The following is a 6,967-nucleotide window of genomic DNA, read 5'->3' as shown; positions in this document are numbered from 1 at the left end:
CCAACTCCTTGTCGGCTATCGCGGCATACTGCTTTTTTGAAAAGAAGCCCGCCATTGACGTAAATTTTGTCAATGACGGACAACTTGCTATTTTTTGATTTTATTTCGAACTCACGTTAAATTACGAAACAATTTATTAATAAATTTTCAAAAATTGTAGTAAAATTCAAAATACATTCGTTTATAGGGATGTATTGACTGTATAATCGTTTTACTTTTCTACATAACAATGCTTTGTTTAAATCCTTTATTTATATGGAATTGTATAAAAAACAACCACATATTATTTATTTTCGCCCTATGAAAACGAGGACATTGCAAATGTAACCATTTTAGGCATTTATCCGGAAAAAACTATTAACATATAAATCTGTAATAGAGTTTATTTTATCTGTAATTCATCTACCGAAAGCTACCTCTTATCTCCCTACCTTTGTATCCGAAAAGAATGTCTAATCCAATCAAACTGCATTAAAAATGAAAAATGTTCTGATTTTATCATCCAGTCCGCACCGTAACGGAAACTCCGATACGACGTGCAATGAATTTATGCGCAAGGCCATGAAACGTACAATCATTTTAACCGCAATTTTTCTCTTTCTCGCCAATGCAGCAAAGAGCTATGCCCAAAAAGATGCCGATAACTTCTATAAGAATCCGGCAATACGTACCGAATCCGTCTCTTTCCAAAATCTTTATAAGATGAAAGTCGGCGCTGCGCTTTTTCTGCCCCAAGACATGAAAGCAGATATAAAATATCCCGCTATCATCGTCGGTCACCCAATGGGTGCGGTGAAAGAGCAGAGTGCTAACCTCTATGCTACGAAAATGGCGGAACGGGGGTTCGTAACCCTTTCCATAGACCTTATTTATTGGGGAGAAAGCGGTGGAGAAGCACGTAATGCGGTTTCTCCCGACATGTACGCGGAAACGTTCAGCGCCGCTGTTGATTTTCTGGGAACAAGAACGTTTGTCGACCGTGAACGTATCGGGGCTATCGGCATTTGCGGCAGCGGAAGTTTTGCCGTCAGTGCAGCCAAGATAGCCCCCCGTTTGAAAGCTATCGCTACGGTAAGCATGTACGATATGGGGGGTGCCGCCCGCAACGGACTGAAAAAAGCACTTATGCCGGAACAGCGCAAACAGATTCTTTCTGAAGCCGCCGAACAGCGCTACGTGGAATTTATAATCCGCAAATCCAAATTTCCGCAGAATCCGAAACGAAGCGTTCGATTTTCAGGGAAAAGGACAAAACGAAGCGTTCAAAAAAGGAAAGCGCGCAACACTCAAAAAGCCGAAACAAAAGTTTTGTAATGACCTCTGTTTCGGCTTTATAATTTCATAAAAAATGGCTTTATAACGGCATTAAAATAAGGCTCAAAAGTTTGGCCTTCTACTTGAAAAATTGTATCTTTGTTCAGTGCTAAGCAGCTGTTTTATGAACTAATTTTTCCTGTTTCTTATACAGCATCATGTCTGTATATTCGGCAGAATAATTCATGTGGGCATTGAATTCCTTTTTTGTACAACCCTCAAAAGGATTGCCAATGGTTTTGTTTGCTCCAATCCATTCACACAGTTCAAGTATGGAGGATTTATTGGATGTGAAATAAACGAAGGAATGCTTTTCGAGTATCTTTAAAACATCCAAATAATCAGACAAGCGCCAATACATATTGTACGTACCAACATCAGTGGAAAGATAAGGCGGATCAATTAAAAAGACGACTCCGGGAACATCCTTATATTGGTTGAATACTGCTTTGTAGTCGCATGATACAATTTCAAGCCCTTTTAAGTAGTCAGAAGACTCCGGATAACCGGTCTTGCGAATGTTGTTATAAAGGACTTCCTTGCGCATTTCGGCTACAGACAATTTATACTTCATGGAGAACATAAGTGAGGATGATAAGGTTATAAAATCCACGTACCCAACATTTAGTTCTTCTTCCTCGATACGTTTAAAAATGCGTTCTCTAAGTTCCCCTTTAATTGGTTTATGTTTGGGTATCGAATTACCCACCAGCTCCCTAATATCGGCAAGCAGTTTATTTGTCTGTGGGATATTTTTCAGTCTGAACCGGTAGTTGTCGAAGTCATTGTAGACAACAGTAGCATCGGGCTTGCTTCTTTTGGCTATATGCGAAAGAAGTCCGGAACCGCCAAACAAGTCCACAAACACGGTATCTTCAGGGAACTGTTCCAAAACTTTAATAAACTCTTTAGCAAACATTCTTTTTTGGCCTACAAATGGCAGTGGTGCAGATAAATTCATATTCTTCATACGTTCAAGTCAAATTTAATGTTTTCAACTCCGGATAACAGTTCCAGAGTCCGGTCAATGTTATTTTCATATATATGCACATTTCCAAGGTCAAGGGTTATGGACTTCAGGGGAAGCTCCACCTGCCTTGCCATCAGATAAAGATGATAAATATCAGCCGGAAGCCCAAGGTTCGCATCAGAACTACGCTGATATGCAGATAGCACCAATTCTCCCTCATCAATTTGGAACTGCACAAGACTCAGGCAGGGTGCCTGGTTGCTTTCCACCCCGGTTTCTCCAAGAAACAGGACATAATTCTTGCTGTTGCGCTTTTCCCGGTTAATCCTGGTTATGAGGGGTGGAAGCTTTTCAAAGTAAGTTGGATAGCTGTTTACAAGGGTATGGCCGCAATAATCCCACCAGGTAATCCCTGCCTCTTTGTATTTTTCCACATCCCGGACTCCTTGCATAAACAGTTTCAATTCCTCTTTCAGCTTTTTCCTGGCTATCCCGTGGCTTTCAAATATGTCAAGTAAATCAGCGGGGGTTAGCATGAGCCTTTCGTTTAATAGATACTTGATACGCCCTTTCCTATTGGTCTGGATTTTGCCCGTTTGGAGTATCTTGTCTAATGTCTGGTAATACTTATTCATGAGCTTTATTTTTGGTTGTACAAAGGTAGCTCTACCGGACAACACAAGGCATCCCCGGCACATCAATCACACTGCACCGAGCGTGCAGTGCTTTCCAAACCGTTTGATAACATCATACACCTTACGTTCGCTTACCGAATATTTATTTGCCAAAAACGCCACTGCATAAGTGGTCTTTTCACCTTGTTTTTTCATGACCTCATACTCCGTATATAAGTCTATGAATCGAAGGTCATCCTGCTTGCCGCCCAAACTTATAAGCATTTCAAGCGGTTCTCTGTTAAATTTAAGTGCTTCAAACAATGTCATATCCAATCATTTTTGTACTTTTGCAATGCCAATCATTTATTTAATGCGTAAAAACGCCACGAGAGTGCGGCAGAGGGCATTGCCCCCGGTCGCGCACTCTCGTGGCGTTTTGTGTTAATAAATGATTGGCGTCTATATTAACAGGCCGGGGGCTTTTTTTATCCCTCCCCCGAAGGGATTGTCAATCACTCAATCCGATATAATTCCAAATTGAACTTGTCCTTTTTTTCCCAGCCTTCAGCCAGAACTGTCTGAATGAATCCTACTGCTTTTGTATAGAAATCTTTCAGTTCTTCTAACTGAGTAAAAGTATGGTATTCCGGTTGTTCATCCGAACCAAACTTAAACGTCACTGGCAGGGTTTCTCCGCCCGTCTGAACGGCCAAATCGTATGCTGCCTTATAGTTGTACTGGTTCTCCACAGAAAGCCATACATGGGCACCATTATAGGCGAATCCGGATAGGATAGCCGCATCAGTCTGGCTGTTATACCAGGACATAACCAATGTGTGGATTTCCTCATCAGTAGGCTTATGCCCGAACTCCTCTTCCATGTAGGAGGCAGAGCCGTTCTCTTTTTCCTGCACATCCCATCGGATGCGCCATTTGTCTTTAACCGGGTTCGTGCATTCCATCAGCGAAACCCCGGAACTTCCTTCAACTCTTCTCATGTAAACACGTATTTGGTTCTACCTTTGCCGAATGTCTCTGTCTTGATGGTCGTTTCAAACGGGAAACCATCCGGCATTTCCTTTACTTGTGCGAGAATATTCTTCATTTCCTCGCTGTTGGTGAAGAACTTCTTTGCCTCGCCGTTCACTTCGATGGCCACAATACAGCGGTCTTCTCCCTGCTCGGTTTTGATACCGGTCTCAAAGTCCTTCACTACAATGGGTAAGTTTACCAGTTCCCGGATGCTTACCACCACTCCGGGGAATCGCTTTTTACCGTCTTCCGGCTTGTAAGCGACATTCAAGTCTTTAAAACTTCTCATTTCTTTGCCTGTTAATTTTTTAAACAACTTATTACAGTCGGCGTGCTTCGTCATGCCGTAGAAACTGGCAATCAGTTCCCGCCGTCTTTTTCTCGATTTTACCTCGTGCATTTTCCGGGCAAACTTCTGTTTGATGCGTTTCCGCAATCTTACATAGTCGGGACGGATAACATAGCCAAGGAAATCAATGCCTTCTTCCACAGGGAACACCCGTTCATTCGGCTTTATTTCCAAGTCTATTTTTCCCATTTGCCCGTGAACAGCATCACGAATCTTCCACAATTCCGCTTTCGTTTTACCGAGTACCAGTCCGTCATCGCAATAGCGATAGTAATAACGAACCCCGTACTTATCCTTCAGATAGTGGTCTAAAAATACAGACAGAAGCAGATTTCCTGCCCCTTGTGAACTGCGCAGTCCGAAACTGATACCTTCCGGCAGTAGCTTAACAAACCGCTCCAACAAGACCAACAGCCTTTTGTCCTTGAACACCCTCCGGAAGCACCACATAACAAAGTCCTGCCGCGCATTGTCATAAAACCTCCGGATGTCAAATTTGTATGCGTAAAGCGTGCCTTCCGGATTTTTTTGCAAATCGGTACGTATGCAGTTCATCAGGTCATGAGTACCGCGCCTTTTGATGCTTGCACCGGTTGTCCGGATATAACGTTTTTGCAGGTGGCGGTCCACCACATTCATGATGGCAAACACAGCGATGCGGTCTTTCATGGACAGGATCTGCAAAATACGTTTTTTACCGTATTCTTCAATTTCCCTCTCATGGTAGCCGCCCAGCCGGAATGAGCCGTCCGCAATGGAAGCCGTCAGTTCGGTGATAATCTTCTCCCTATGGGCAAGCAGGAATCGTCCCTGCCTTGACCTCTTACGATCGGTTCCGCGAAGTACCGAATCGAATGCCTCCGACATATTGGAGTATTCGATGATTTCCTCGATAATATATCCTTCCCTGCGCATAAGCTATTGGTTAATAAACATGGAAGATGAGGGCCTTCCTTTCCCCGGGTCTGACTTCTTCGAACTGATAACAGCCTACCAAACTCCACCCGACGCGTGATTTTTCAGCTTTCCACCTTTTCTGGTGCTGTTGCTGTGGCTTGCTCCCCTCGGCACCGCTTCGGGGACACGTCCCCGCTGCTGTACGCCGATTTGTTAGATTTCCAGACGCGAGCCGACATTCGCATTCGTATTCGAAGCATCGTTATTCGCATTCGCATTCGACACACCGCCATTCGCATTCGCATTGTTGTACCCGCGATAGACCACACGGACTATTGGGGAACTCTACCGCTTGCAAAGTTACTGATTTAACAGGCAAAACAGATAAACGAATTACACTATCATCCAAAATAAAACGGATATACTGCCACCCGCGACGGTGAGCCCCCAATCAATCCAGTCCCAAGGACTTCCCCGAAGAGTATCTTTCAGTTCCAGACAGGAAGCTGCAATGGCCGCAGCATAAAAGGCCGTCCAAGGAGTAAATCCCAATAGACCTACCATCAAACCACCGATAAGATGCTTGTAACGGTTACTCATTTTTAAAAATGCGATAATCTTTTTCATATACCTCAAAATTCTATTTTTTCGACCGGCTTCGCCGGTATTTGAATACCTTTTAAATGGAATTCGGAAACCATCCGAATCCCGTTCTTTCGTTTTAGTCGCTTCGCTCCACGCTTTGGCGCTTTGCGCTTACGCCACCTCGCGTATCGCCTTGTACGCTGCCACGCTTTGCGCCCGGACGATTTTGCCGCGGAAGGCCAGACGCGAGCCGACATTCGCACTCGTGTACGAAGCATCGATATTCGCACTCGCATCCGACACACCGCCATTCGCACGCGCATAGCTGCACCCGCGATAGACCACACGGACTGTAGCGGTGCTTATCCAGTACATGTCGGTATAGTAGGTGGAAGATGATCCGTTCAAATTACCTACCGGAACCATGTCCATATACTTGCCGTGCGCCACGCCTGTAATCCACTGACCGCTGTCCTTCTTGCCCTGTACCATACGGATACTGCCGTCAGGCATCCAGATGCGCCATTTGCCCTGGTTGCCGCTGTCATTCGGCAGATCCACGCCGTCCATCATGTCATACTTGTTGCCGTAGATGTCCTCGTAGCCCAGGCAGCAGATATTGTTCACCTGCACCACAGTCGCCTGTCCGTATTCGTCCCGGCTCTTATACCAGGCATACTGATGCACCAAGCCGTCAATCAGCGAATTCGTGATTTTGTTGTTGATGACATACGCTTCGTCATAGCCGATGGTGTCTGTCATTCCATGGTCGGCCGTTCCACCCGTTGTCCGGTTATTGTTATGCTGACCGGCACCGCATTGTTCCTGCATGTCCCTACGCCCGTACTTTGCATAGCTCAGGTTCGCGATGCGGCTGTGCATCAGGGCATCTATCTGCTGCATGCCACGCTGCTGGCTGTAATAGTGGAAGTCCGTCCATGTCATGCTTGCCGTGGTCGAAGCTCCGGTTATGCAGGCACGCAACTTGCTGCCCACTACAGAACTGCCCACAACGGCACACAGATGTTCCTCATTGGCCACCCAATCCGGTTCCATGTCCTCTATCTTGTCGCTGTTGCTCAGCACCACGCAGTCAAACTCTGCCGTGTTCAGAATGGAGAAATGCAGGGCTGTAGCACGTTCCGGAACGTCTGCTATCAGATACATGCCGGCTTCAAATTTCAAGCCGATGGTCGGCACCAC

General features: G+C 45.2%; 6 protein-coding genes and 3 pseudogenes. 2 read left to right on the top strand and 7 right to left on the bottom strand.

What is annotated here, in order from left to right; translation table 11 throughout:
- Both H8S52_RS20100 and H8S52_RS19180 read left to right on the top strand, forming a co-directional pair.
- Positions 1-98 (top strand): annotated as a pseudogene (locus H8S52_RS20100) (IS982 family transposase); the annotation flags it as partial.
- 463 nt (positions 99-561) lie between these two features.
- Positions 562-1,206, top strand: a pseudogene (locus H8S52_RS19180) (alpha/beta hydrolase); the annotation flags it as partial.
- A gap of 217 nt (positions 1,207-1,423) precedes the next feature.
- Here the strand turns inward: H8S52_RS19180 and H8S52_RS19175 are convergent.
- The 7 genes and pseudogenes from H8S52_RS19175 to H8S52_RS19145 form a co-directional block, all read right to left on the bottom strand.
- A complete protein-coding gene (locus H8S52_RS19175) occupies positions 1,424-2,284 on the bottom strand; it encodes a DNA adenine methylase (RefSeq protein ID WP_007562461.1) in 861 nt (286 codons plus the stop codon).
- Entirely contained in the window at positions 2,281-2,919 is a 639-nt protein-coding gene (locus H8S52_RS19170; RefSeq protein ID WP_007562465.1) for a thymidylate synthase, read from the bottom strand. Before H8S52_RS19170 ends, H8S52_RS19175 begins: the two co-directional genes overlap by 4 nt.
- 66 nt (positions 2,920-2,985) lie before the next feature.
- Positions 2,986-3,228 (bottom strand): hypothetical protein, encoded by a 243-nt coding sequence (locus tag H8S52_RS19165; RefSeq protein ID WP_007562467.1) that lies wholly within the window; start codon positions 3,226-3,228, stop codon positions 2,986-2,988.
- Between the two features lie 185 nt (positions 3,229-3,413).
- Positions 3,414-3,899, bottom strand: a complete 486-nt coding sequence (locus tag H8S52_RS19160; RefSeq protein ID WP_007562469.1) for a hypothetical protein — start codon at positions 3,897-3,899, stop codon at positions 3,414-3,416.
- Positions 3,896-5,197, bottom strand: coding sequence for a reverse transcriptase domain-containing protein (locus H8S52_RS19155; protein WP_007562471.1), 1,302 nt, complete (start codon positions 5,195-5,197; stop codon positions 3,896-3,898). The genes H8S52_RS19160 and H8S52_RS19155 overlap by 4 nt, the downstream gene beginning before the upstream one ends.
- 375 nt (positions 5,198-5,572) lie before the next feature.
- Positions 5,573-5,806 carry a hypothetical protein gene (locus tag H8S52_RS19150; protein WP_007562474.1) on the bottom strand — a complete coding sequence of 78 codons (234 nt, stop codon included), beginning with the start codon at positions 5,804-5,806 and terminating at the stop codon, positions 5,573-5,575.
- A 129-nt stretch (positions 5,807-5,935) separates the two neighbouring features.
- Positions 5,936-6,967 (bottom strand): annotated as a pseudogene (locus H8S52_RS19145) (hypothetical protein); the annotation flags it as partial.

Source organism: Bacteroides sp. NSJ-48, from assembly GCF_014287405.1.
Taxonomy (GTDB): domain Bacteria; phylum Bacteroidota; class Bacteroidia; order Bacteroidales; family Bacteroidaceae; genus Bacteroides; species Bacteroides stercoris.
The sequence above is the reverse complement of the archived record's forward strand: the minus strand, read 5'-3'. Positions and strand labels throughout refer to the sequence as shown.